Origin of the sequence: Ruegeria sp. HKCCD4884 (genome assembly GCF_013110855.1) — a bacterium.
In the GTDB taxonomy this organism is placed as follows: Bacteria; Pseudomonadota; Alphaproteobacteria; order Rhodobacterales; family Rhodobacteraceae; genus Ruegeria.
On sequence record NZ_WVRJ01000006.1, the window covers coordinates 186,487 to 208,639 of the forward strand.

Here is a 22,153-nt window from a genome sequence, read left to right on the forward strand (position 1 = left end):
GAGCGTTGGACCAATAAACTCGCTTCACGCTTTGCCCATCTGCAGTGAAACGGGCAGGCGAAAACAGTTCTAAGCGAGCTTGCCCCAAAGATCGTATTCTCCGGCCTCGTCCACCTCAACCGTTACGACGTCGCCAGGATTAAGTGCTTCGAACCCTTCATCAATGAACAGGTTGCCGTCAATCTCGGGCGCGTCCGCTTTGGTGCGGCAGGTGGCGGCTTCGTCATCGACCTCATCCACGATGACCTGCAAGGTCTGGCCGACTTTTGCCGCCAGTTTGGCTTCGGAAATCGCTTGAGCCTTTTCCATGAAGCGATCCCAGCGCTCTTGCTTGACCTCGGCCGGGACGTGATCGGGCAGGTCGTTCGACCGCGCGCCATCCACGTTTTCGTACTGAAAGCAGCCGACGCGATCTAGCTGCGCTTCGTCCATCCAGTCCAGCAAAGTTTGGAATTCTGCCTCAGTCTCTCCGGGATAACCGACAATAAAGGTCGATCGCAGGGTGATGTCCGGGCAGATGTCACGCCAGGCCCGGATTTCGTCCAGTGTTTTGGCTGCGGCGGCCGGGCGGGCCATACGTTTCAAAACGTCGGGGTGCGCGTGCTGGAAAGGAATATCCAGATAGGGCAGCACATTGCAGCCCGCATCCGCCATCAGTGGGATCAACTCGCGTACATGCGGGTAGGGGTAAACATAATGCAGGCGCACCCACGCCTCCAACTGTCCCAGCTCCCGCGCCAGATCGGTGATATGGCTGCGCACGTCGCGGTCTTTCCACGGGTTCACATCATATTTCCGGTCCAGCCCATAGGCCGACGTGTCCTGCGAGATCACCAGCAGCTCGCGCACGCCGTTATCGACCAGCTTTTCAGCCTCACGCAGAACCGCGTGGGCCGGGCGGCTGGCCAGTTTCCCGCGCATATCTGGGATGATGCAGAACTTGCACTTGTGATTACAGCCTTCCGAGATCTTCAGATAGCTGTAATGGCGCGGGGTCAATTGCACGCTGCTGGCAGGCAGCAGATCGACAAACGGATCGGGTGAGGGCGGCACGGCGACGTGCACCGCATCCAAAACCTGTTCATACTGATGCGGTCCGGTGACGGCCATGATGCGGGGGTGATGTTCCCGGATGTAATCCGGTTCCGCCCCCAGACAGCCGGTTACAATGACCTTGCCGTTTTCAACCAGTGCCTCTCCGATTGCGTCCAGCGATTCCGCCTTGGCGCTGTCCAGAAATCCGCAGGTGTTCACAATGACGGCATCGGCCCCGGCATAATCGGGCGAAATGCCGTATCCTTCAGCGCGAAGCCGGGTGAGAATGCGTTCACTGTCGACCAACGCCTTGGGGCAACCCAGCGACACCATGCCGATGGTCGGCTGGTCGGAACGGGGCGACTCGGTGATCCGGGCGGCGGGCGCTAGGTCGGGGCGGAGGTTTGGCGGGTTCGTTGTCATGGCGCGGCATATAGTGGGGAACGCTTCCCCTTGCAAATGTGACGTGTGATTTGAATGATCACGGCAAAGATAAGCCAAAAGGCGGAGAGCAGATCATGAAGTGGCTGATGCGCATTCTATTTGTTGTTGTGGCTGTTGCCGGGCTCGTCATTGGCGCGCTTTTGCTGATGCCCGGGGACAAGCTGGGCGCGATTCTGGCCGAGCAGGTGAAGGCGCAAACCGGGCGTGATTTGACACTGAGCGGGGACGTGCGCTTGTCCTTCTGGCCCGTGCTGGGAATGGAAACCGGCCCGGTACGTTTTGGCAATGCTAGCTGGGCAGCGTCCGAGCCAATGCTGAGTGCAGAAAGTCTTGCCGTCGGTGTGGACGCTGCTGCGCTGTGGAATGGAGATCTGCGTATCAAACGCGTGTTTGCTGAAAACCCGATATTGCGGCTGGAGCAATCACAGGGGCGAACGAACTGGCAATTTGGCGCCCCGACTTCGACCCCACCTGCCGAAACCTCTGGGGCAGCTGTGCCTGCGGAAACAACGGGTGAGGTCACCCTGGACCAACTAGAGCTGACAAACGCGCAGCTGATTTTCGTCGAGAATGGTATCACACAGATGGATTTTTCTGGTGTGACACTGGCCGCAAGCTGGCCCGAGGTCACATCTCCCATGATCATGCAAGCCACAATGGCTGTGCCTGGCGGAGCCGTTGAAGTTGACTTGAAAATCCCGGACCTGCCTGCCTTTTCCAATGGCGACGTCACGGCGCTGGAACTGTCTTTGGCTGCGCCAGGGGGTGAGATCGGTTTCGATGGACGTGTCAATCTGGCCGGTGAAATGGACGGTACAACAAGGGTCGAGGCTCGGGACAGCGAAAAGATGTTTGCAGCTTTTGGTCAGGCCGGTGTGCATATCCCGCCGGGTTTGGGTAAAAAGGCCAACATCGCCGCCCATATGACCTATACGCAGGACGGGCGTATTTCGTTGCGGGATATGACCGCTCAACTGGATGACAACCGATTTCTGGGTGAGGCAGATATTACCATTTCGGACCCACCACAGATCGTAGCCAGGTTGGATGCGGGTGATCTGGATCTTTCGCGGATCTCTGAAACGGCACCAGCACCGAGCGGTGCCTCTCAGCCAAGTACCTCTGCAGTGGACGGGTGGTCGCAAGACCCAATTGACGCCTCTGCTCTGGCGCTGGCGAATGGTAAAATCCGCCTGACGGCTAACTCGATTGCTGTGCCGGGAATGGAATTTGGCAAAAGTGATCTGACCCTGTCTCTGGATCGCTCTCGGGCGGTGCTGGAAATGCATCCGGCCACACTGTTTGCAGGTCAGTTGAACGGGCAGGTGGTCGCCAATAATCGCAATGGCCTGTCTGTTGGCGGCAAAATCTCGGCCAGCGGTATCGATCTGAAACAGGCGTTGACCACACTGGCCGGTGTTGAACGCTTGTCGGGCATGGCTGCGGGCAGTCTGGAGTTTCTGGGCGTTGGCCAGTCTGAGGATCAGATCATGCGTTCGCTCAGCGGCAAGGGAAATCTGGATGTCGGGTCAGGAGTGATTTCCGGTTTCGATCTGGACCGTCTGATGGGACGTGGGACCGGATCGGGTGGAACGACCGTATTCAACAGCCTGACCGGCAGCTTCACCATGGATCAGGGCGTGCTGACCAACAATGATCTGCTCATGTCGCTGGAAAACTTCCGCGCGGATGGCACGGGAACCGTGGGACTAGGCGCGCGCGATATCGACTATTTGTTCACACCCGTAGCGCTGCGAGCCAACTCCGGTAAGGGCATATCGGTTCCGGTGCGCATCGTCGGCCCGTGGAGCAATCCGTCGATCAAGCCGGATCTGACCAAAGTCATCGAGGCGGCAGCTGACGTGAAGGTCAAGGAGCTGGAAGACGACGCCAAGCAGAAGGTTTTTGAGAAAGTCGGGAACGAGTTGGATACGACCATCACCGACAGCGACCAGATCGAAGATGCGTTGAAGAAAAAGCTGGAAGACGAGGCAAAGAAAGGTTTGCTCAAGCTGTTCGGCGGCAACTGAGCGCGGCGCTTGGGGCGAGGACACGCCCCAAGCCTTTACGGTCAGATGGTCTGGTCGTAGTCGCCAACACCAGGCTCAGTGCGGATCACAGCATCGATGTCGGCAAAGATCGCGCGCATCTCAGCCTCGCTTTCGCTGCTCTCGCACACAACCACCAGATTAGGGGTGTTGGACGAGGCCCGAACCAGCCCCCAACTGCCGTTGTCCAGAATGACTCGCGCGCCGTTGACGGTGACAACCTCTTTGATTGCGCGCCCAGCAAAGGATTCGCCCGCATCGCCTTTGGCGACCAGCTTGTCGACCAAGCGCTGAAGGATATCGTACTTCTCGGTATCTGCGGCGTAAGGTGACATGGTTGGGGTCGACCAGGTCTTGGGCAGCGCCTTGCGCAGGTCCGACATGCTTTGATCCGGGTTGCGGTCCATAAGTTTGCAGATCTCGACCGCCACGCGCATTCCGCAGTCATATCCACGACCCACAGGCTCGGCCAGGAAGTAGTGGCCAGACTTTTCGAACCCGGCCAAAGCGCCAATTTCCTTAACGCGCCGTTTCATGTGGCTATGGCCAGTCTTCCAGTAATCCGCCTTGACGTCCAATGCCTGCAATTCGGGATCACTGGCAAACAAGCCGGTGGATTTCACATCCGCGACAAAAGTTGATCCGGGATACAGCTTGGCCAGATCACGGGCCATGATCACGCCCACCTTGTCGGCGAAAATCTCTTCGCCTTCGTCATCAACCACGCCGCAGCGGTCGCCGTCCCCGTCAAATCCAAGCGCCAGATCAGCGCCGCTGGATTTCACCGTGGCGGACATGTCATGCAACATCTCCATCGCTTCGGGGTTCGGGTTGTAGTTTGGGAAGCTATAATCCAGCCGGTTGTGGCGGGGCACGACCTCGACCCCGATCCGCTCGAAAATCTCGGGCGCAAAGGCTGAGGCAGTGCCATTGCCAGTGGCACAGACCACCTTCAGCGGGCGGGACATTTTGAAATCACCAACGAGGTCATCGATGTAAGCTTCCTTCACGCCTTCGACGAATTCGCATGATCCGCCTTCGTGCTGTTGACCTTCACCGTTCAGCACGATGTCACGCAACTCCGACATCTCGTCCGGGCCGTGGGTCAGTGGGCGATCAAAGCCCATTTTCACGCCGGTCCAGCCATTGGGGTTGTGGCTGGCCGTGACCATCGCAACAGCAGGCACATCCAGATGAAACTGCGCGAAATAAGCCATAGGGCTGAGCGCGGGGCCAATATCTTTCACGCGGATACCGGCCTGCATCAGACCAAGGATCAACGCGTTTTTGATGGCCAGCGAATAATCGCGGTAGTCGTTGCCAACGGCGATCACGGGTTCAATCCCACGTCTGCGCATCTGGGTGCCCAGACCCAGTCCAAGCGCGGTCATGCCGGGCAGGTTGATCTCTTCGGGGTATTTCCAGCGCGCGTCATACTCGCGAAACCCGGTGGGCTTGATCATCGCGTCGCGCAGAAAACTCCAGGTGTTGGGTGTCACCTCGGGGAGGGGTTTGGTCATAACAAGTCTCAATCGTTAAATTTGAATAGGATTCGCTTTGGCAAGCGCATCAAAACGCATCAATGTGTCAACAAGTTGGGGCATTTGGTCCAATGGGATCATGTTCGGGCCGTCAGAAGGCGCTTTGTCAGGTTCTTGATGCGTTTCAATAAAAACTGCGCCAATTCCCAATGAAACAGCCGCCCGGGCCATCACGGGCGCGAACTCGCGCTGTCCGCCGGACGAACCACCTTTGCCACCGGGTTGCTGGACTGAATGGGTCGCATCCATAACGACCGGATAGCCGGTTTTTGCCATTTGGGGCAGGCCGCGCATGTCAGCGACCAAAGTGTTGTATCCAAAAGATGTGCCACGTTCGGTCAGCAGGATGTTCTGGTTTCCAGTGCTTTCAACCTTGTCGACGATATTCGTCATTTCCCATGGGGCCAGGAATTGACCTTTCTTGACGTTGACGGCCTTGCCGGTATTGCCAGCGGCCAGCAGCATGTCTGTCTGTCGGCACAGAAAGGCAGGGATTTGCAGAACATCCACAGCTTCGGCTGCGAGGGCGCAGTGTGCCTCGGTATGGACATCGGTCAGGACCGGGATGCCCATCGTTTTGCGAATGTCATCCAGAACCTGCAGGCCCGCATCGATTCCCATGCCACGCTTGCCCGACAGCGATGTCCGGTTCGCTTTGTCGTAAGACGCCTTGAACACATATTGCGCACCGGCTGCGTCGCAGGCTTCTTTCATCTTGCCCGCAATCATTTGCGCATGGTCTGCTGTTTCCAGCTGGCAGGGGCCAGCGATGACAGTCAGCGGAAGGTCGTTGCCGACCGTCAGGCCGGAGATTTTTACATGTTTCATGGGTCTTATGAGGATACCTGTTCACGAAGGACCGACGCAGTAAGCGAGATCATGAGGTAGATACCAGCAAATAACAGGAATGCCAAAATCGTATTTTCAAACTTGCGCGGATAGCTGGGTTCCTGACTGGGAATAGGGTTCACCGAAACAGTCAGATACCGAACCTGCCGGTTGGCCTCGGACCGGGTCGTTTCCATTTGCTGCATTGCCGTTTGCAGCATCATATCCCGAGCCGCCAGATCGGCCTGGGCGATCTGTATGCGCACGCTTAGCCGGGCCAGCGAATTTTCGCCGGCAGAGGCGTCCTGCATTTGGGCATTCAAATCTTCCAGCACCTTTTCCAGTCGGGCGATGTCAGCCTGAACACCATCTACTTTGGCTTTGTTCGGACGCAGATTGTCCTGCAAAGCCGCTAGCTCCAGCTCTTTGTCCTGAACCAGTATCTCGATCTCGTTGATGCGACTTCGCAGGCTGGCGATTACGTTTTCCGGATCCAGCACAGCACCCTGCAACTGAAGTTCAATCAGCTCTTCCTGCGCCTGTTTGCGCGCCTCTTGAGCCGCCTCAAAGCTTTCAACCGCATCACGCATCTGGTCTTCACGTTTTTTACCGGAAAGCGCGTTCACCCTGTTTTCGGCGTACGAGATCAGACGCTCCGAGAACTCGGTCGAGGTCTGTGGATCCGGGGCCGCGACCTCCATCCGAATAACCCCTTCGGTTGGATCGTAGCCGATGGTGATCATCCGGTTGAACAGTTTGTACGCGTCCTCAAGTGACGCATCGGCGGCCAGCCTTTGAACCGGGTCGATCCAGTCCTGTTTGAAGACGTCCGAAAATCCTGCATCCTGATCCAGCAACAGCAGCGCCTCTTTCGATTCAAGAAAGGACTGCACGGAGATCGAGTCCTGCGTTGTGGCAAACTGAGTTCCCGCCAGCAAACCGCCAACACTGCCCGGTCCACCGTCTGCCTGCAGGATCAAAAACTCTGAATCGCTGGCATACATCGGGGTGGCGATGCGGTAGCAATAGAAACCCACGACAAAAGTCGGCAGAAACACAAAGACGGCCAGCCGCGCAAACAAGGCAAACAGTTTGCGCCTGCGTCTGCGTGCAATGTCTTTCTGGATTTCCCCGATCTCAAGGTTGCGTCGTTCAGCGGGGCTCAGCTCGGGTCCTGGTAAATTGGACTTTTTCGCACCCACAGCCTGCGGAAGCTTGATACTGACCTTGTCCTTGGTGTTGTTCTCTTCGTCGTTGGCCGAGGGCCTGGCGGCAGCAAGATCCAGAAGATTGGTGCGCTGGAACGGGTCAATGCCCTTTTGACGCAACAAACGCACCGCATCATAATCCGAGGTCGCAGCCAGCCCATGTTTCTGCGCCAACCGTCGCGCAATACGCAATTGGCGTCCCGTTAAACCTTCGCGTTTGATGTCGTCCAACTGTGTTCCTGGCTGCGCCTGATCCGCAGCGGGTTGGCCTTGCGTTGCGTTGCGAATGCGCGAAATTGCGTCGGCCCGCGCTTCGGCGGAACCGTCGGCCTGCTGGTTGCGGCGCCAGTTGTACTTTCTAACCTTGGGATTCGTAGTCATATAACTGCTTAGCCTCTTCCAAGGATTCAAACATGTACAATTGCCCGTCCAAAAGGACGGCGGCTTGTTGGGCAAACTTTTCTAACACGGACGGGCTGTGTGATACGATGACCAGAGTTGTGGTGCGCAGTCTCTCTTTCAGGATCGAGCCGGCTTTTTCGTTGAACTCGACATCCGTTGATGCGGGCATCCCTTCGTCGATCAGATACATGTCGAAATCCAGCGCCAACATCAAAGCGAAGGTGAACCGGGAACGCATCCCCGAGGAATAGGTCGCCAGCGGTTGATCGAAATATTCGCCCAGACCACAAAGCCATTTGCAATAGGCTTCGATATAATCCGGGTCCATCCCATAGATCTTGGCGATGTAGCGCGCATTCTCAAGAGCGGACAGCTTTCCCGACACACCACCTGTGAACCCCATGGGGAAAGAGACGCGACATTCGCGTCGGATCACGCCCTCGTCTGGTTTTTCCAAACCAGCCATCATATTGATTAGCGTGGTTTTTCCAGTGCCGTTCGGGGCCAGAACCCCCAGTGACGTGCCCAGCTCGACCCGGAACGAGACCTGATCCAGAATCACCTTGCGGCGGGTTCCGGTCCAGAAGGACTTGCTGACATTGTCGAACTCTAACATTCGGGGCCTGCTGCTCGTGTTCCGTTGTGTTGCCGTTCTTTGGGACGGCCGGAGAAGGTTATTTTTACCGTTCCATGTTGGCTACATTATGTCGAATTATGAAACAAATGATCAATGCGTTGAGGTAAAACCTGTGACAACCTGATTGGCGGTGTGTCCGGCGGGCCTTATGTTCCCCGTCGTGACGCGTGGGCAGAAGAGGTTTTGACATTAGATGGACAGTTTAGCCGACGAAATTCGGGCCTGTCGCCTGTGCGCAGAAAGGTTTGCACAAACAGCAACGGCGCATGAACCACGCCCGGTAGTTTGGTTTCGTTCAGGCACACCAATTCTGATTGCAGGGCAGGCGCCGGGTGCACGCGTGCATGAGTCGGGGCGGCCGTTCACCGACCCTTCGGGTGACAGATTGAGGCATTGGTTGGGGATTGATGAGACGATCTTTTATGACCGCGACCGCGTGTCGATTGTACCCATGGCCTTCTGTTTTCCCGGTTATGATGCCCGCAGCGCCGACCTTCCGCCGCCCGCCCTGTGCCGAAACACCTGGCATGATCGGGTGATGAGCGTTCTGGGCCAGGTGCCGTTGACCGTCCTGGTCGGGGGGCATGCGCATAAGTACCACCTTGGCGTACGCGGTTCGGTCACAAACACCGTCCAAAGCTGGCAGGACCATGCGCCGCGGGTCTTTGCCTTGCCTCATCCGTCCTGGCGCAATACGGCATGGTTAAAGAAAAACCCGTGGTTCGAGGCCGAGCTTTTACCGGTTCTGCGCGCGCGGGTCCAAGAGGTGTTGAATGACTGAACCCACGGCGTTGGACGCAGCACATGCCGCGATGCAGGCAGATCCGCAAAACGATTCCGCCCGGTTGCGATTTTTTGAGCGGCTGGCCGACAGCGAGCTGTTCCTGATGCTGACCGAGGAAGCGCAGGACGAGAATATCTCGCCCGAGTTATTCGACGTTGCGGACGGGCGCTTTGTGCTGGCTTTTGACCGAGAGGAACGGTTGGCGCAGTTCGCAGGTCGGCCTGTACCTTACGTGGCGCTTTCGGGGCGGGTGCTTTCTGGGATGCTGGCAGGGCAGGGGATCGGGCTAGGCCTGAATCTGGAAACTGCGCCATCCTCGATGCTGGTCCCGGCAGAAGCATTGGGTTGGTTGGCCGAAACGCTGCAACACAGTCCAAAAGAGGTCGAGGAAAAACTGGCTGAGTTCATGCCGCCGTCTGGTTTGCCTGATAATTTGCTGACCGCTTTGGATACCAAACTGGCAACCGCAGGCGGGTTGGCCACTGCGGCCTATTTGGTTGCCACTAAGTCAGAAGCTGGTGCGCAGGGACATTTGTTGGGTTTTGTCGATGTTCTCGACGGGGCAGAGCCTGCGCTGGCCAAGGCCGTGTCCGAGGCGTTGACCTTTTCCGGGATCGAGGCGGGCGCGATGGATGTCGGTTTTTTCACCGCCAGCGAGCCTGCTGCTGCGTTGTTGGCCAAGGTTGGACTTCGGTTTGATCTGCCCGTGCCCAAAAGCGTCAAGCAGGTAAGAGAGGCCCCCGGCAGTAACCCGGACAATCCGCCAATTCTGAAATAAACTTCCAAACGCATACACGCGGCGCAGACCGCGCCGTGTGTTGTTGCATTAACGCCTTTAGTTATTCCGCCGCTGGTTCCAGTTTGTCCTGCGTGCGGGTCTCGAAATCGCTGGCATCGTGGCGCTCGTGCAACTGCGTGTGCGGCTCGCCAAAGGCACGGTTGACCATGCGACCGCGCTGAACCGCTGGGCGCGCGTCAATTTCCTTGGCCCAACGCATGACGTTTTTGTACGATTCAACGTCCAGAAACTCGGCGGCGCTGTAAAGACGGCCCAATACCAGTTGGCCATACCAAGGCCAGATCGCCATGTCGGCAATCGTGTACTCGTCACCAGCAATATAGGTCTTGTCCGCCAATTCCCGATCCAGAACGTCCAGCTGCCGCTTGGTCTCCATCGCAAAGCGGTTGATCGGGTATTCCCATTTCTCGGGCGCGTAGGCGTAGAAATGGCCGAACCCGCCGCCCAGATATGGCGCGCTGCCCATTTGCCAGAACACCCAGTTCATCACCTCGGTGCGCTCAGGGCCCGACGCAGGAAGGAACGCGCCGAACTTTTCAGCCAGGTGAAACAGGATCGAAGCGCTTTCGAACACGCGCGTGGGTGTATCCCCGGACCGGTCCCAAAGGGCCGGGATTTTCGAATTTGGGTTGGCTCCGACAAAGCCCGAGCTGAACTGATCGCCCTCGCCGATATTGACCAGCCAGGCATTGTATTCAGCACCTTCGTGACCCAGCGCCAACAGTTCTTCCAGCATGACCGTAACCTTCACGCCATTGGGTGTGGCCAGTGAGTACAGTTGCAGTGGGTGGCGTCCGACCGGCAGGTCTTTGTCGTGGGTCGCACCCGCAATCGGCCGGTTGATATTGGCGAACTGGCCGCCGCTTTTGCTGTCCCAGGTCCAGACCGCTGGGGGGGTGTACGGGGATTGGTCGCTCATCTCTTGCCTTTCTTGCCGTTATCAGGGCTGTCTTAAAGCTAATATTGCAAACCGCCGAGTCCAACCCGCTGCTGTTGGCTTATTCTGTAACAATCTCCGTCCAAACTCTCACGTTTTCTCGTGTCGGGTCACAGCGGCGTTAGGGGGACTACGAACTGCACGGGAATCGCATATTGTCTTGTCAGACCTGCCACAACGGCATCACGGACACAGTTGACCCGAAAAGGATAGACCACATGAAACGCTTTGCATTGACCTTCGCTGCGGCCATGGCTCTGGCGGTTCCGGCATTTGCCGGGCCTCAATATGTTGATGGCACCGGCTTTGCTGTCTCGGGCTACGACGTGGTTGCATATCGCAGCCTTGATCAGGTTCCGGTCGGCCAATCGCAGCCCGAAGCCGTGCGCGGAAAAGCCGACATTACTGCGGAATACAACGGTGCAACCTGGGCTTTTGCGACCGAAGAAAACCGCGACACGTTCCTGGAAAATCCGGCCTTCTATGCGCCGCAATATGATGGCCACTGTGCTTATGGCGTGTCAAAAGGCGGTAAGGTTCCGGCCAACCCCAACTTGTGGCGCATTGTTGATGACAAGCTGTACCTGAACATCACCGATGTGGTTGTTGGCTTTTGGGAAGAAGATGTGCCCGGCAACATCAACATCGCTGAAGGCAACTGGCCGGGCATCGAGTCCTCGGACGCATCGACAAGTGTGATCCCGAAATTCACTTCGGAAGGCCCGGTCACAAACTGATCGACGCCTTGGATTGAAAAATTCAAAGCCCGGCTGATCTGGCCGGGCTTTTTTGCATTCAGCCCGCCAGCCAGAATTGATCGCGGATGTCCTGATCGGCATCAAACCGGATCTTCACGCTCTTGGCGCCAGGAAATTTGCGTTCGCAAATCGTGTCCGGGATCACCACCTCTCCGGCACCGGTGTCCTTGGACTGAAAGCTCAGAATCTCTGCCTCGGTATGCCGCGCACCGCTCAGGACTGTTGTTGGCAAGGCCACACGATTTGCACCGTGATGCACGGGTGTGGTGACGAAATAGGTCAAATGCCGCCCGTAACAGCCTACCGCATCTGGAACATGGTCCGAAATGCACGCTTCGGGTACGTCAAACGCATCTGCTGGGCTGTGCTCATGAGACAAGACTTCCTCAGGGCTCAGCATTGCTTTGCAGGCGGCGATGTCTTCCTGCGGCAACTCAATGATCCGCTTTTTCAAACGCGGACGACGCGGTTGAGCCTGGCCAGCTTTGCCACCGCCCTTTTTCGTCAATCCTTCGTTGCGTAAGAAATCATAGGCGGCCTTGGCGCGCGAGAACCCGGAACTGTCCCCATCCCGGTGATCGGGATGCGAATGAAAGGCGATCTGCCGCCACGCCTCTCTGATTTCATTGGAACTGGCAGATGGGGGTAATCCCAAATCTGCAAGGGCATCAGTGCGCGCCCGCACTTTATCTACAGGTTCCATACTCAAAACACTCGTTACAAACTACACGCCTCCAGTGTCGCCCAGGTCATAGTTTTGTCAAATTCCGAGGTGGATTTGCGAGGGTGCAGACAACAATCGCGATCTTGCGATTCAATTGTCCTGTAAAACTGCAATTTTGCGAATATGAGTGTGAAACAGTTCACACAAAATAGAACGAAAGTCGCCCGAGGTGAGCGTAACCCGGGCGAATCGTTGAGTTTTTCCGACTTAGGCGACGTTTTCCAGTTCAACGCGCGGCGTAATGCCAAGCGCAAAGCACACATCACGGGTCAGTTCCGGACGGTTCAGTGTGTAGAAATGCAGCTTGTCCACGCCGCCTTCGATCAGATCTGAACACAGCTCGGTGCAGATCGCGGTTGCCAGCAGATCCTCGCGTCCGTCACGCACTGCCTTTTCGAAAGCCTGTTCCACCCACACAGGAATATGTGTGCCGCAGCGCTTGGCGAAATTGCGGGCACCTGCCCAGTTCTCGATCGGCAGAATGCCGGGCACAATCGGCTTGTCGATGCCCGCTTTGGCGCAGGCGTCACGGAAACGGAAAAAGGTTTCTGCCTCGAAGAAGAACTGCGTCAGGGCTTCGTCCGCGCCCGCGTCAAGCTTGGCCTTCAGCCAATCCACATCCGCAGCCAAATCGGCAGCTTCGGGGTGTTTGTCAGGATAGGCACCGACGCGAATACTGAACATCTCGGTTTCGGCCAGCGCTTCAATCAGCTCGACCGAGCTGGCAAACCCGTCGGGGTGCGGAACGAACTTGTCCTGACCCTTCGGCGGGTCGCCGCGCAGGGCGACGATGTCTTGCACACCGGCGCGTGCGAATGTGTCGGCGATTTCCAGTGTTTCCTGCCGTGAGGCATCGACACAGGTCAAATGTGCAGCGACGTTCAGGCCCGACGACTTATGAAGGGTCGAAACTGCGTCACGTGTCAGCTCGCGCGTTGTGCCACCAGCGCCGTAGGTAACGGACACGAAGCGAGGGTCCAGGGGGGCCAAAGTCTGAACCGTGTCCCAAAGACGGAATGAGGCTTCCAGAGTTTTGGGCGGAAAGAACTCAAAGGAAATTTCAGGTTTGGACATAACGGCCTCGCTGGATCATCTGAGCCTCTTGTGCCATGGCAGGCAATGTGAGACAAACTCATATTATTCAACAACAACATGAATGCTGTTCGAAATGCACATTGAATTCCGGCACCTGCGTACCATCAAAGCGATCCATGAATGCGGCGGGCTGGCGCGTGCAGCAGACCAGTTGAACATCACTCAGTCTGCGTTAAGCCACCAGATCAAAGGATTAGAGGATCAGGCGGGGGTCGAGCTTTTTCTGCGTCGCTCCAAGCCCATGAAACTGTCGGCCGCCGGATTGCGTTTGCTGCGACTTGCGGAACAGATCCTACCGCAGGTCGAGGCTGCTCAGCATGAATTTTCTTCGCTGCGGGATGGGCGTACCGGGCGGATGCATATCGCAATCGAATGCCATGCCTGTTTCGAATGGCTTTTCCCGGTACTTGAGGCTTTCAGGAAGTCCTGGGGCGATGTCGATGTGGATATCCGCCCCGGCCTGGCCTTTGATGCCCTTCCGGCCTTGCAGAAAGAAGAGGTTGATCTAGTGGTGTCGTCCGACCCCGAAGACCTGCCGGGTGTCGACTTTGTGGAGCTGTTCGACTACAACGCCGTCTTTGTGGCCGCCTCGACCCATCCACTGGCCGAGAAAGAATATATCGAGGCAGAGGATTTTCGCGGTCAAACCCTGATCACGTATCCGGTGGAGCGTATGCGTCTGGATGTGTTCAGCCAGTTGCTGATCCCTGCTCGGGTTGAACCCGCCGCGATCCGGCAGGTCGAGTTGACCGCTGTTATTCTGCTTTTGGTCGCGTCTAACCGGGGGATTTCAGTCTTGCCGGATTGGGTCGTGCGCGAGGTCAAGTACAATTCGGACTACGTGACCCGGCCCCTGACGAAAGAAGGGATCACGCGACGCCTGTACGCTGCGATCCGGTCGGAGGATCTTGAGAAACCTTATGTGCAGGAACTGGTGAAACTGGCCCGGGAAGAAGCCCGCAAGCTGCAATCCCAGTAACGGCGTTTCCTGCGGGTCCGTTATGCGTATCATTCCTCTTGGCAATGGCGCATTGCGGCAGTATACGCGCGGTTTGACCGGACAGGAGCCTTTTGACAATGGTTGGCAGTGCAAATCTCAACATCATGATCAAAGCCGCGCGCAAAGCGGGGCGTTCTTTGGTCAAAGATTTCCGTGAAGTCGAGAATTTGCAGGTGTCGATGAAAGGCGCGGGGGACTTCGTTTCCAAAGCTGATATCGCCGCCGAGGCCATCTTGAAAGAAGAGTTGCTGGGCGCACGCCCTACCTATGGGTGGTTGGCCGAAGAGGGTGGCGCCATTGACGGCGAAGACCCGACCCGTCGTTGGATCGTCGATCCGCTGGATGGCACCACCAACTTTCTGCACGGCCTGCCGCATTGGGCGATCTCGATCGCGCTGGAACACAAGGGTAAGATTGTAGCCGGTGTGATCTATGACGCCGCCAAGGACGAGATGTTCTTTGCGGAAAAAGGCGAGGGCGCATGGATGAATGATATGCGTATTCGCGTGTCAGGCCGTCACCGCATGATTGAATCGGTCTTTGCGACTGGCCTGCCTTTTGGCGGTCGTTCGGACCTGCCAGCGACTCTGCAGGATCTGGCACGTCTCATGCCCGCTTGCGCTGGTGTACGCCGCTGGGGTGCCGCTGCGCTTGATATGGCGTATGTCGCCGCTGGCCGGTACGAAGGTTTCTGGGAACGCCGCCTGAACGCCTGGGATCTTGCGGCCGGTATCATCATCGTGAAAGAGGCAGGCGGCTTCGTGCAGGCACTGAACCCCGAAGGCAATGTGCTGGAGGACGGTGAAGTGATCTGTTCTAACGAACCGATCTTTGATCAGTTCTCTAAGGTTATCCGGGGCTAAACAGTTCTCAGGTTACTTGCGCGGAACACGTGGAATACGTGACTGCGAAAGCTTGTATTTCGCTTCCGGGTGTGGCGGGTGGCCATGGGTGCGGTCCCAAAACTGCACCCCTCCGCGCCGCAGCCAAAGCGGTATGCACAGGATCAGGCCCACAGCAAACCCTCCGGTATGGGCCCAATAGGCAATGCCGCCTTCGTCGGGGTTGCTGGTGACGCTGCCGAAGAACTGAATCGCCAGCCAGACCCCCAGCATGATGAAGGCCGGAATGGTGAAGACCCTGAAATAGACAATCAGGATCAGCAGGATATCCACCCGCGCTTTCGGGAACAGCAACAGATACCCACCCATCACACCTGCAATTGCGCCCGAGGCGCCGACGGTCGGCACCTGAGAGTCCGGCCCGGTGATGATGTGAATGAGGCCAGCGCCAATCCCGGCTGCCAGATAGAACAGCAAGAAGGGCAGGTGTCCCATCTCGTCTTCCAGGTTGTCACCGAAAATCCAAAGGAAAAGCATGTTTCCGGCCAGATGCATCCAGCCGCCATGCAGGAACATGGAAGTCACAAGGGTTTCCAACCCAAACCCATCGCTGACGCGCGCTGGGATGATGGCGTAGTCGAAGAACAGCCTGCTGATCCGCGGCCCGTCATCCATGATCCCCACATAGCTGAGGAAGATCAGGATGTTGGCCGCCAACAGAGCATAGACAACATACGGCGTGCGCCCCGAAGGGTTATGGTCACGGATCGGAAACATGGTGCGACGCTGGGCTTTTGCGCGCCCAGCGTCAAGGCAAGCTTATGCCGCACCTCCCAACAACGCAGCGTTTCCGCCCGCAGCTGTCGTGTCGACGCAGACATGACGTTCGCCCAGAACCCGCGCGCGGTCGGGCTTGCCAGGGATCAGAGGCAGAATCGGGCCGTCGCGGCGTGCCAGATGTTGCTCGATCTGCCGGGCGGTCTCGTCATCCCCCCACCACAGTACACCTGAGATGCCGGTCAGGTTTTCCAACCGATGCAGGTCAAGCATTCCGGTTGCTTGAATGGCGGTGCCACCCAGCGCCTGAACAGCCTCGGCCTGGGCGCGCGCTGCGGCCTCTCCGGGCCCCATACACAGCAATGGCTGGCGAGGGTATTCGCTCAGGCGGTTCGATTCTCCGGTCGGACCGGGCAAGGATTGCGTTTTGACTGGCGCTGGTTGCCCTTGAGGGGCTGGCAGGTCGGCCACGGTGCTCCACGTATCTGCGGTGCTTTGACGATCCGGCGCGCAGAAGCGGGCCATGTAGTTCGGCCCGCCCGCCTTGGGGCCGGTGCCCGACAGACCTTCGCCCCCAAAGGGTTGCGAACCGACGATGGCCCCAATCTGGTTGCGGTTCACATAAATGTTGCCGGCATGGATCGCCTCGGTCACATGCTGGACCCGGTCGTCGATGCGCGTGTGCAGTCCAAAGGTCAGCCCGTATCCAGTGGCGTTTATATCGGCGATGACCTTGTCGATGTCCTGCGCCTTGAACCGGGCCACGTGCAGTACGGGGCCAAAAATCTCGCGTTCCAGCGCGGTAATGCCAGAAACCTCGATCAGTGTTGGGGCAACAAAAGTGCCTTCGGGCGGCAGCGGAAGCTCTTTCAGAACCCGCCCCTCGCCACGCGCTTTGGCCACGTGATCAGCTATGCCTTGCCGGGCCTGTTCGTCGATGACCGGGCCGCAATCGGTTGAGATGAGCCAGGGGTCTCCAATGCTCAGGGCGTCCATTGCGCCTTTGAGCATGGTCAGAACGTCGTCGGCGATGTCTTCCTGCAGATACAGGCAACGCAGGGCTGAACAGCGCTGGCCCGCCGATTGAAAGGCGCTTTCGACGATCGATTGCACGGCTTGTTCGGGCAAGGCGGTACTGTCGACGATCATGGCGTTCAGACCGCCGGTTTCCGCGATCAGCGGCGTACCGGGGCGCATGTTCCCGGCCATCGCGGCCCTGATCTTGAGCGCTGTGGCCGTAGACCCGGTAAAGGCCACGCCCGAAACGCGTTCATCCGACGTTAGCGCGGCGCCTACAGCAGGTCCACCGGGCAGCAATTGCAACGCATCGCGCGGCACGCCTGTCTCGTGCATCAATTGAATGGCGCGATGCGCAACCAAAGGCGTCTGAGGCGCAGGTTTGGCCAACACAGCGTTTCCGGTGGCCAGCGCCGCTGCGATCTGCCCTGAGAAAATGGCCAGAGGGAAGTTCCAGGGGCTGATGCAGGTAAAGATTCCGGCAGGCTTGGCCGCAGGAATGTTGGCTGCGTAATACCGCAGGAAGTCCACCGCCTCGCGCAGTTCCGCCACAGCGTCAGGCAGTGATTTCCCGGCTTCGCGAGCAAGAAGGGCGAAAAGCTCGCCATAGTTCGCTTCATAAAGATCGGCAGCGGCGTTCAGAACGCGCGAACGCTCAGCAGCCGGTGCGTCCCAGGGGTTGGCCGAGGCCAGGGCCAGCTCTGCATCCGCCGCGCTGGCTGGCGCAACGGACCCGGGCCGGTCCTGCGGACTGGCCGGGTTGGTAACAGGTTCTTCGGCCTCTGGCTTGGCCTTGTCAGCCAACAGAGGTTGAGCAAACCAATGATGCGCCCGGAACCCATCCCGCGCCGCCTCGATCCGATCCAGAGTGGGCGTGTGGTGCAGATCAAACCCTTTGGAGTTAGGGCGTTCTGGTTGAAACAGCTCGGGTCCTGTCGGCAGGGCGGGCGGCGGCGTCTGTACAGTGACAAACGGGTCTGCGGCGACTTCTTCCGGCGGCACGTTTTCATCGACAATCTGGTTGACGAACGACGAGTTCGCCCCGTTTTCCAGAAGACGTCGCACAAGATAGGCCAGTAGGTCGCGATGCGCCCCGACCGGCGCATAGATGCGGCACCGGGTGTTTTGCTTACCCATCACGATCTGATGCAGAGTCTCGCCCATGCCATGCAGGCGCTGGAACTCATAAGGTTGATCGTCGGCCATATGCAGGATGGCGCTGACCGTATGGGCGTTGTGGGTCGCAAATTGCGGATAGATCCGGTCGGTCATGTTCAGCAGTTTGCGGGCATTGGCGATGTAGGAAACATCGGTTGCCGCCTTGTGGGTGAAGACCGGAAACCCATCCACCCCTTCGACCTGCGCACGTTTGATTTCTGTGTCCCAATAGGCGCCTTTGACCAGACGCACCATCAGCTTGCGGTCGTGGCGTTCGGCCATGTCATATAACGTATCGAGAACCAGACCGGCGCGTGGCCCGTAGGCCTGCACCACGATACCGAACCCGTGCCACCCGGCGAGGGCTGGATCAGACATGACTGCCTCTATGACTTGCAGTGATAGCGAAAGGCGGTCTGCCTCTTCGGCATCGACGTTCAGACCCATGCCAGCGGCTTTGGCCAGCAATGCCAGAGCCCGCAGGCGCGGGACCAACTCGTCCATGACCGTCTGTTCTTGCGCAAGCTCGTAGCGAGGATGCAGGGCGGACAGCTTGACCGAGATGCCGGGATTGGCGCGGATGTCGTCATGGATGCAGGCCTCGGCAATGGCCGAAATGGCGCGCGAGTATGACAGGTGATAGCGCGCGGCGTCCGCCTCGGTGCGTGCGGCTTCGCCCAGCATGTCGTAGGAATAGGTGTAGCCGTTATCCTCCATCCCCCGCGCACGTTTCATGGCGGACTGAATGGTTTCACCCAAAACGAATTGCCGCCCCATTTCTTTCATCGCACGCGCCACGGCGGTACGGATCACGGGCTCGCCCAAGCGCTTGATTGCACCGCGCAGCGCACCGACCGGAGAGGCCTGGCCTTCGTCCAGCACTTTGCCGGTCAGCATCAGCGCCCAGGTGGATGCGTTCACCAGCGATGAAGAGGATTGCCCCAGATGTTTGCCCCAATCGGATGGCGCGATCTTATCTTCGATCAACGCATCGATCGTGTCGGCATCGGGCACGCGCAGAAGTGCTTCGGCCAGACACATCAGAGCGATGCCTTCGTCGGTGGACAGGCCATATTCGGCCAAAAATACCTCCATCAAGCCGGGTGAGGTGCTGGACCGGATGTCGCGAACCAGCTGCGCGGCAGCAGCACAGATGGCGTTGCGATCTGTGTCCGTCAGGTTGGCCTGAGTGATCAGGGTATCAAGAACAGCCGACTGATCGGCATAGGTTGGGGTGTCAATGAGTGTACGCAGGCTGTGTGACATGGGTCCTCCGGTCTTTGTGATAATATAAGTCGGATGAAACGGGACAACGGACTGAGTTTGGAATAAATAGAGGCGAGTGTTCCGAATTTACGGCGAAAGACAGTGCAAATGAACTTCCCTGATCTGGACCGCTTCGACCGGTCGATTCTGAAAATATTGGCTGAGGATGGCCGTGTTTCGGTTGCTGATCTTGCGCGCGAGATCGGTTTGTCGAAATCACCGACGCAAGCGCGGCTAAAGCGGCTCGAGGCGAGTGGCGTGATAAAAGGGTATCGGGCAATGCTTGACCCGATCAGATTGGGCCTGGATCACGTGGCTTTTGTCGAGGTGCGTATGACAGACACGCGAGAAAAGGCACTGGCCGAGTTCAATGCCGCCGTTCGCCGGATCGCAGAAGTCGAGCAGGCCCATATGATTGCGTCAAACTTCGACTATCTTTTGAAGGTTCGAACCGGATCCATGTCAGAATACCGCGCGGTGCTGGCAGAAAAGATTTCGTCTCTGCCACATGTGGCGAGCACATCCACCTTTGTGGCGATGGAGGCGGTTAAGGAAACCGGCATGTTGGGCGCATTGGACGTGACGGGCTGACCGCCCACAAATCATCAGCGCGACAATATCCGACGCTTTTCAGCCATGGCTTCGCGGCGTTGCTGTTCGATTCCCAGTTTGAAGGAATCTTCAACGAAATCGATATGTGCAAACGCAGCCTGTTCCGCACGCTCTTCATCGCTGTCGATCACGGCCTGACCCAATTCAAGATGCTGTTCCAGCAATTTCTTGCCAGACCCGTCAATCGACTTCAAAAAGCTGCGGTTGTAGAAGACGCCTTGCTTGGTCAATTCATAGATGGACGCCATCATATGGATAAGAGTTGCATTCTGGCTGGCATCAACAATGGCTGAATGCAGCGCGAAATCTGCTTCGCGCGAGGCCAAGGCATCATTTTCTTCCCAGGCGCGTTGGTTTTCGGCCAGAATCTCGGCAATTCGTTCCTTGTCCGCCTTGGTCGCGCGTCGGGCGGCCAGGCGGGCGGCAAACCCTTCTTGCTCGCGACGGTATTCCAGATAGTCAAAAAACGCGGGCTCGTGCCGTTCGTAAAGTGAGAGCAACGCCGGTAGCATCGCCTGCCCTGTCAGGGCGGCTACAAATGTACCTTCTCCGTGCTGAGTGGTCACCAAGCCGCGCTCTTCCAGCGCGGCCAGCGCTTCGCGCAGTTTCGGGCGCGACACGCGCAGCATCTCTGCCAGATCACGCTCGGAAGGCAGCTTGCGCCCCTGTTTAAGAATACCCGATGCGATCAGATCTTCGATTTGTGAGACAACAGCGTCTGCCAGCGATTCGTGTCCGACCGGTTCAAAAATCGCCTTGGTGCTCATGGGTTTTGCCTCATATGAAATGCGAAGATCATATTACTGGTAAATAAATATAACCATATCGCGGTAATTTTCAAGAAAACACGGTTCGCTGAATTCTTAGGCATAATTACCAGAATTGATTGGGAAAATTGCAGGATTTTCAAATCTGAACCAAAAACGCAACGCGCTGACGAACCGCGCGGACACGCTGCAAGTGAAAGCAGCTTCATATCCAGTGGTAAATAAAATTGTTGACTGGATCGTAATGGTAAAGTTAGTTTACCACCGGAGCGGCGCTGGAAGAGCCTGCGCCAATGATCGGGCTGAAACCCCGACCAACCCTGGAGGAGATCTCATGAAGAAGACCCTGACGAGCTTGGCCGTGGCGGCCAGCATTATCGCCGCACCTGCGGTTGCCGCAGACAAACTGCTGTTGAAAACGCCGATTGCGTTCTCGACCGAGTTGCCGGGCTTGGGCTCGCCGATCCCGCGTGTTGCCGAACAGCTTGACGTGATGTCGGGCGGCACGCTGAAGATGAAAGTGTACGAGCCGGGCAAGCTGGTTCCGCCGTTCGAGATTTTGGACGCGGTATCCACTGGCAAGATCAACTCGGGCTACACCACAGCTGGATATTGGGCCGGTAAAATCCCGGCTGCGCCGCTGTTTTCGGCTGTGCCTTTCGGCCCCGAAGCGGGTGAATACATGGCGTGGCTCTATTACGGCAACGGCATGACCCTGTATCAGGAAATGTATGATCAGGCCGGCTACAACGTTCACGTTCTGCCCTGCGCGATCATCGCCCCCGAAACCTCGGGTTGGTTCGCAACCGAGATCAACTCGCCCGAAGACCTGAACGGTCTGAAGATGCGTTTCTTTGGTCTGGGCGGCAAAGTCATGCAGAAGCTGGGTGTTGCAACGTCGCTGCTGCCAGGTGGTGAGATCTTCCCCGCGCTGGAAAAAGGCGCGATTGACGCGACTGAATTCTCGATGCCCGCTATTGATGCACGCTTGGGCTTCCATAAACTGGTCAAGTTCAACTATTTCCCCGGCTGGCACCAGCAGGCGACTGTGTTCGAACTGTTGATCAACAAAGACGTCTGGAATGAAACCAGCGACCAGCACAAGGCGATCATCGAAAGCGCCTGCAAAGCGTCGATGGCAGACAGCTTTGCCGAAGGTGAAGCGATCCAGCATGCCGCACTGATCGACAACGTTGAAAACAACGGTGTCACCATTAAGCAGTGGTCGCCCGAGATGCTGGATACATTCCGCGCAACGTGGGACGAGGTTGCTGCTGAAGAAGCCGCAAACGATGCTTTCTTTGCCCAAGTCCTGGCGGACATGAACGAATTCCGCGACGGCTATAACCTCTGGAAGACCAACGCGTTCCTCCCACGTCAGTAAACTCTCCCTAACTGACGTAACCGGGGCGGCGGAGTCCGCCGCTCCGAACTCTCCCAATAACGGAATTTCTAACCCTTCACCGTCCCGCGC

19 protein-coding genes are annotated in these 22,153 nt (G+C 57.6%); 8 read left to right on the forward strand and 11 right to left on the reverse strand.

Features of this window, described 5'->3' with window-relative positions; translation table 11 throughout:
* Window positions 1–69: 69 nt before the first annotated feature.
* Entirely contained in the window at window positions 70–1,458 is a 1,389-nt protein-coding gene (rimO, locus tag GS636_RS11190; RefSeq protein ID WP_171669504.1) for a 30S ribosomal protein S12 methylthiotransferase RimO, read from the reverse strand.
* A 95-nt stretch (window positions 1,459–1,553) separates the two neighbouring features.
* Here rimO and GS636_RS11195 point away from each other — a divergent pair, with 95 nt between their 5' ends.
* Entirely contained in the window at window positions 1,554–3,509 is a 1,956-nt protein-coding gene (locus GS636_RS11195; RefSeq protein ID WP_171669505.1) for an AsmA family protein, read from the forward strand.
* 41 nt (window positions 3,510–3,550) lie between these two features.
* On the opposite strand, the gene GS636_RS11200 is transcribed toward GS636_RS11195, so the two are convergent.
* From GS636_RS11200 to GS636_RS11215, 4 genes are read right to left on the reverse strand one after another with little or no spacing between them, the layout of a single operon-like run.
* Window positions 3,551–5,047 carry a phosphomannomutase/phosphoglucomutase gene (locus tag GS636_RS11200; protein WP_171669506.1) on the reverse strand — a complete coding sequence of 499 codons (1,497 nt, stop codon included), beginning with the start codon at window positions 5,045–5,047 and terminating at the stop codon, window positions 3,551–3,553.
* A 15-nt stretch (window positions 5,048–5,062) separates the two neighbouring features.
* A complete protein-coding gene (kdsA, locus tag GS636_RS11205) occupies window positions 5,063–5,896 on the reverse strand; it encodes a 3-deoxy-8-phosphooctulonate synthase (protein ID WP_171669507.1) in 834 nt (277 codons plus the stop codon).
* Window positions 5,897–5,901: 5 nt separating this feature from the next.
* Entirely contained in the window at window positions 5,902–7,485 is a 1,584-nt protein-coding gene (locus tag GS636_RS11210; RefSeq protein WP_171669508.1) for a capsule biosynthesis protein, read from the reverse strand.
* A complete protein-coding gene (locus GS636_RS11215) occupies window positions 7,463–8,122 on the reverse strand; it encodes an ABC transporter ATP-binding protein (RefSeq protein WP_171091597.1) in 660 nt (219 codons plus the stop codon). Before GS636_RS11215 ends, GS636_RS11210 begins: the two co-directional genes overlap by 23 nt.
* A 214-nt stretch (window positions 8,123–8,336) precedes the next feature.
* Here GS636_RS11215 and GS636_RS11220 point away from each other — a divergent pair, with 214 nt between their 5' ends.
* Both GS636_RS11220 and GS636_RS11225 read left to right on the forward strand, forming a co-directional pair.
* Complete coding sequence (locus GS636_RS11220; protein WP_171669509.1) at window positions 8,337–8,924, forward strand: uracil-DNA glycosylase family protein; 588 nt, start codon at window positions 8,337–8,339, stop codon at window positions 8,922–8,924.
* Window positions 8,917–9,705 carry an SseB family protein gene (locus GS636_RS11225; protein ID WP_171669510.1) on the forward strand — a complete coding sequence of 263 codons (789 nt, stop codon included), beginning with the start codon at window positions 8,917–8,919 and terminating at the stop codon, window positions 9,703–9,705. Before GS636_RS11220 ends, GS636_RS11225 begins: the two co-directional genes overlap by 8 nt.
* 61 nt (window positions 9,706–9,766) lie before the next feature.
* On the opposite strand, the gene yghU is transcribed toward GS636_RS11225, so the two are convergent.
* Window positions 9,767–10,645 (reverse strand): glutathione-dependent disulfide-bond oxidoreductase, encoded by an 879-nt coding sequence (yghU, locus tag GS636_RS11230; RefSeq protein WP_171186333.1) that lies wholly within the window; start codon window positions 10,643–10,645, stop codon window positions 9,767–9,769.
* 236 nt (window positions 10,646–10,881) lie between these two features.
* Between yghU and GS636_RS11235 the strand changes: the two genes are divergently transcribed.
* Window positions 10,882–11,400, forward strand: coding sequence for a YHS domain-containing (seleno)protein (locus tag GS636_RS11235; RefSeq protein WP_171091582.1), 519 nt, complete (start codon window positions 10,882–10,884; stop codon window positions 11,398–11,400).
* Window positions 11,401–11,458: 58 nt separating this feature from the next.
* On the opposite strand, the gene GS636_RS11240 is transcribed toward GS636_RS11235, so the two are convergent.
* Together GS636_RS11240 and metF are read right to left on the reverse strand one after the other, a co-directional pair.
* Window positions 11,459–12,124 carry a J domain-containing protein gene (locus GS636_RS11240; RefSeq protein ID WP_171091580.1) on the reverse strand — a complete coding sequence of 222 codons (666 nt, stop codon included), beginning with the start codon at window positions 12,122–12,124 and terminating at the stop codon, window positions 11,459–11,461.
* Between the two features lie 228 nt (window positions 12,125–12,352).
* Window positions 12,353–13,219: a methylenetetrahydrofolate reductase [NAD(P)H] gene (gene metF / locus GS636_RS11245; RefSeq protein WP_171091579.1), complete on the reverse strand. Its 867-nt coding sequence runs from the start codon at window positions 13,217–13,219 to the stop codon at window positions 12,353–12,355.
* Window positions 13,220–13,313: 94 nt separating this feature from the next.
* Between metF and GS636_RS11250 the strand changes: the two genes are divergently transcribed.
* Both GS636_RS11250 and GS636_RS11255 read left to right on the forward strand, forming a co-directional pair.
* Window positions 13,314–14,219, forward strand: a complete 906-nt coding sequence (locus tag GS636_RS11250; RefSeq protein WP_171669570.1) for a LysR family transcriptional regulator — start codon at window positions 13,314–13,316, stop codon at window positions 14,217–14,219.
* A 98-nt stretch (window positions 14,220–14,317) separates the two neighbouring features.
* Complete coding sequence (locus GS636_RS11255) at window positions 14,318–15,103, forward strand: inositol monophosphatase family protein (RefSeq protein WP_171186328.1); 786 nt, start codon at window positions 14,318–14,320, stop codon at window positions 15,101–15,103.
* Window positions 15,104–15,115: 12 nt separating this feature from the next.
* Here GS636_RS11255 and GS636_RS11260 read toward each other — a convergent pair whose 3' ends face one another.
* Both GS636_RS11260 and putA read right to left on the reverse strand, forming a co-directional pair.
* Entirely contained in the window at window positions 15,116–15,859 is a 744-nt protein-coding gene (locus GS636_RS11260) for a rhomboid family intramembrane serine protease (protein WP_171669511.1), read from the reverse strand.
* Window positions 15,860–15,901: 42 nt separating this feature from the next.
* The gene (gene putA / locus GS636_RS11265; protein ID WP_171669512.1) at window positions 15,902–19,300 is read right to left on the reverse strand and encodes a bifunctional proline dehydrogenase/L-glutamate gamma-semialdehyde dehydrogenase PutA; all 3,399 of its coding nucleotides are present in this window, start codon (window positions 19,298–19,300) and stop codon (window positions 15,902–15,904) included.
* A gap of 108 nt (window positions 19,301–19,408) precedes the next feature.
* Between putA and GS636_RS11270 the strand changes: the two genes are divergently transcribed.
* Entirely contained in the window at window positions 19,409–19,891 is a 483-nt protein-coding gene (locus GS636_RS11270; RefSeq protein WP_171647808.1) for an Lrp/AsnC family transcriptional regulator, read from the forward strand.
* Window positions 19,892–19,905: 14 nt separating this feature from the next.
* Here the strand turns inward: GS636_RS11270 and GS636_RS11275 are convergent, their stop codons facing one another.
* Entirely contained in the window at window positions 19,906–20,679 is a 774-nt protein-coding gene (locus tag GS636_RS11275; RefSeq protein WP_171669513.1) for a FadR/GntR family transcriptional regulator, read from the reverse strand.
* Between the two features lie 334 nt (window positions 20,680–21,013).
* Here GS636_RS11275 and GS636_RS11280 point away from each other — a divergent pair, with 334 nt between their 5' ends.
* A complete protein-coding gene (locus GS636_RS11280) occupies window positions 21,014–22,063 on the forward strand; it encodes a TRAP transporter substrate-binding protein (protein WP_171669514.1) in 1,050 nt (349 codons plus the stop codon).
* Window positions 22,064–22,153: the final 90 nt, after the last annotated feature.